Source organism: Microcystis sp. M090S1 (genome assembly GCF_020246295.1).
Lineage (GTDB): Bacteria > Cyanobacteriota > Cyanobacteriia > Cyanobacteriales > Microcystaceae > Microcystis > Microcystis aeruginosa.
Genome location: NZ_JADBTF010000357.1, coordinates 1 through 3,458, shown reverse-complemented (window position 1 = coordinate 3,458; position 3,458 = coordinate 1). Strand labels below are relative to the sequence as shown.

Below are 3,458 nucleotides of genomic sequence, written 5' to 3'. Positions count from 1 at the left end.
AGCGACCATAAGACCAGAACAGAGTAAATCTGTTAAGGCAGGTGCGAAAAATCCTTCGGGAAAGAAGCAGAAACCTAAATCGTGAGGTTTGGGAATCACCGTCCGTTTACGGCGGTGAGGATGTCAAGACCATCCCGAAGCTCCAAGTTGCCAATCCGATAGCTTGCGGTATTGACAAATGGGGTAGATGCTCTGAAACTATGCACGACCACTGCTTGAGATATTTGTTTTTCAGCATTGCCTTTCACGATGCTCCTCTAAATCTCTAGCTTGATTTTCTCACCTTGAGTGTGTGACTGCTCACCTCTTTGTAATAAACCTACACCTGTCAGGTGGGGGGGAGGTGGGGAGACCACTTCGTGCGCGTTGCGGGGGGAGATGGGGAGAATAAATAAAAATAGTCTCCTGAATCCTGTCTCCTGAATCCTGTCTCCTGAATCCTGAATGAAGATTGTTGATTTTTGCAGGAGGTCTAATCAAGGAACCGAGGTTATTTGGTAAGCTAAAACGGTAATCTTGACCCCCGAATGCCCGTGCTGATCAGTGTTGTCATCCCTACCTACAATCGCCAAGCAATTTTAAAAAAATGTTTACTAGCCCTAGAAAATCAGCGTTTAACCGATAATAAAGTGGAAAACTACGAAATAGTCCTTGTCGATGATGGCTCTACCGATGCGACGATCGCTTGGCTAGAAAGTCAAAAGGCTAATTTACCCCATCTGCAACTGTGGCAACAGGAGCACGGCGGACCGGCGATCGCTAGGAATCTGGGGGTAGAAAAAGCTAGTGGTGATACGATTATTTTTATCGATAGCGATCTGGTAGTGACAGAAAATTTTTTGCAAGCCCACGCCGACGCTTTAACCGCCGGGGCAGAAAGTCTCGGCAGCGATTGCTTATTTACCTACGGCATTGTCATTAATACCTGTAACTTCGAGCATCCCACCAGTGAACCCTATAAAATCACCGATTTCTCCGCCGCCTATTTTGCCACGGGCAACGTGGCGATCGCTAAAAAATGGTTATTAGCGGCGGGATTATTTGATACCCAGTTTCAACTCTACGGTTGGGAAGATTTGGAATTAGGGGTGAGATTGAAGCAATTAGGACTAAAATTAATCAAATGTCCTGAAGCCGTCGGTTATCATTGGCATCCCCCCTTTAATCTCGCTCAAATTCCCAATCTCATCGATAAGGAAATTCAACGAGGACGAATGGGAGTGCTTTTTTATCAAAAACATCCCACCTGGGAAGTGCGGATGATGATTCAAATGACTTGGATTCATCGACTGTTGTGGGGTTTACTTTCCCTGGGGGGAACCCTGAATGAACGCAGCCTCTCCCCTCTGTTACAATGGTTGATCGATCGAGGTAAACCGCAATTAGCCCTAGAAATTGCCCGCATTTTTCTCAATTGGTACAACGTGCGCGGCGTTTATCAAGCTTATCGGGAAATACAGCTTCAGTGAAATGTCTTGCCGAACACCACCGACGGCGTTTCTCACAAAGACGAGGTATGACTGGATTTGACATCGACAACCGACTCCCTAAAACCAGAGACTTTGTACCTCACCATCGAGATAACTGCCCTAAAGGTGAACATTTGCCGATAAAAAACTGAATATTTGCTTTCTTTTTCTGATAATTGCTGCCACAATCAAAAGCAATCGGCATAGAGAGCGGCGGAAAACACTGACCACATTTGCCCCTTGTGAATTATTCTCCGAGATTGGGCATATTAGAAGTAAATTTTCCTATAGGAGGAATCCCATAATGAATATCTTCGATATTTTAATCGGTTTTGTCGGTGGAGGTGCGATCGGGGGTGGGGCTTTATATGCCCTGCAAGAGGGAAAAATCAGGGAAGCACTACAGAAATATGAGAAAATTCGGGCGGCTTTAGGTGAAACCGAAAAGGAGTTAAAAGACAGCAAAGGACAGTTAAAACAACTCGCTCTCTCCGAAGAACGGATTCGCAATATCGAAGCCACCTATAGAGAAGAAGTGGCTAAATTGCAAGAAGAGTTAGAAGATAGCCAAGGACGTTTACAAGAGATAGCCAGCGCAAATCCCGCTCAAGCCGTGGAAGTCGCCGATAAAACCCAAATTCAGCCACTTCAACCCGAATACGAAGCTAAAATCGAGGAATTGCGCCAAAGCTATCAAAGTCAAATACAAGAGATCATAGACGGGAAGCAAGGGGAAATGGAAGCCCTGCGTCAAAGTCAACAGGAGCAGATTCTAGAATTAGAAAAGGGCTATCAGTCGCAAATTCAACAACTAGAACAGGGTTATCAAAGCCAACTGTTAGAATTACAAAACGCCCGCCAAACGGTAGTGGATGATCGAACCACTGAAATCGTCGAACCCTGGGATGATTTCCCCGATAGCCCCAGTGCCGAAGAAATAAATCCTTTTGATGGTTTTATCACCGAAGAAACCCTAGTATTGCCACCAGAATTTGCCCCTGAAACGCCCCTAGAAACGCCAGTTTCCGAATCAGAATTCAGCAGTGAGATGAATCCTTTTGATGGTTTTATCACCGAAGAAACCCTAGTATTGGAACCAGAATTTGCCCCTGAAATTCCCCTAGAAACACCAGTTTCCGAGGAGACATTTGACTGTTTAAACAGCCCAGAAGAAACCTTAGTTTCTCCAGAAATGACTGAGATCGAAGATTTTTCCCTCATGGGAGAACCAGCAATCTCTGACTGGGAGATGTCCGCTGCTGAGATAGAATTTCTCAACAGTTTAACATTAGAGGAAGAAACGAGAACTATCGGTAGCCTAGAAGAATTATCGGGTAATTACGTTCAGATTCAAGAAACCGTTAGCAGTGACACCAGTTTCTCTGATTTATTAGCCCCCGACACCGAAAAATTCGCTGATAACCAAAATTTTCTAGATGACTTATTTGCTGATACCGATGACAGCAATAACCCCGAATTATTCGATTATTTTGCGGAAGAAACCCCTACAGTTGCATCTAACCGCCAAAATGTTGCTTCTGTTGCGAGTGACCAAGAAGAACTAGATTTCTTCAGTATGTTGGATAATGAAGAAATGGCTAATCTAGAATCCTTACCTTCTGACGAAGAACTGCCCCTTGATGATCTATTTAGCGATGATTTATTCTCGGATGGGGACAATAGCAAAACCACGAGGCTAGAATCTCATCAGTAGGCAGATTGCCCGCTATGAAGGCAGAAGACAGAATTTTTTCCCCACCCGATTTCTGGCTTCTGACTTTCTTAACTGCGCCACCAGATGGGCGTTTTCCCTGTGTCCCCCGATTCCCACACCATAGAATAGTAAAAAAATCTACATCAAAAGTAGTGGACCAGCAATTCTCATTTTGAAAACAAAAGAAGATAAAGTTCTCTATGTGAACAAGAGAACTTCTGTCTAATTATCATTTTTTTTCAAGATAATCATCATAATTAGCTTCAAGAGACAGT

General features: G+C 44.1%; 2 protein-coding genes. Both read left to right on the top strand.

Annotated features, from left to right (window positions below; translation table 11 throughout):
- The first annotated feature begins 527 nt into the window (after window positions 1-527).
- On the top strand, window positions 528-1,469 hold the full coding sequence (locus IM477_RS15965; RefSeq protein WP_287732540.1) for a glycosyltransferase family 2 protein: 942 nt from the start codon (window positions 528-530) through the stop codon (window positions 1,467-1,469).
- Between the two features lie 304 nt (window positions 1,470-1,773).
- Window positions 1,774-3,183 carry a hypothetical protein gene (locus IM477_RS15960; protein WP_287732538.1) on the top strand — a complete coding sequence of 470 codons (1,410 nt, stop codon included), beginning with the start codon at window positions 1,774-1,776 and terminating at the stop codon, window positions 3,181-3,183.
- Window positions 3,184-3,458 lie beyond the last annotated feature (275 nt).

Excerpts from the sequence above, each read along its gene's own strand:
- IM477_RS15965 (WP_287732540.1), top strand. The coding sequence starts at position 528 with ATGCCCGTGCTGATCAGTGTTGTCATCCCTACCTACAATCGCCAAGCA.
- IM477_RS15960 (WP_287732538.1), top strand. The coding sequence starts at position 1,774 with ATGAATATCTTCGATATTTTAATCGGTTTTGTCGGTGGAGGTGCGATC.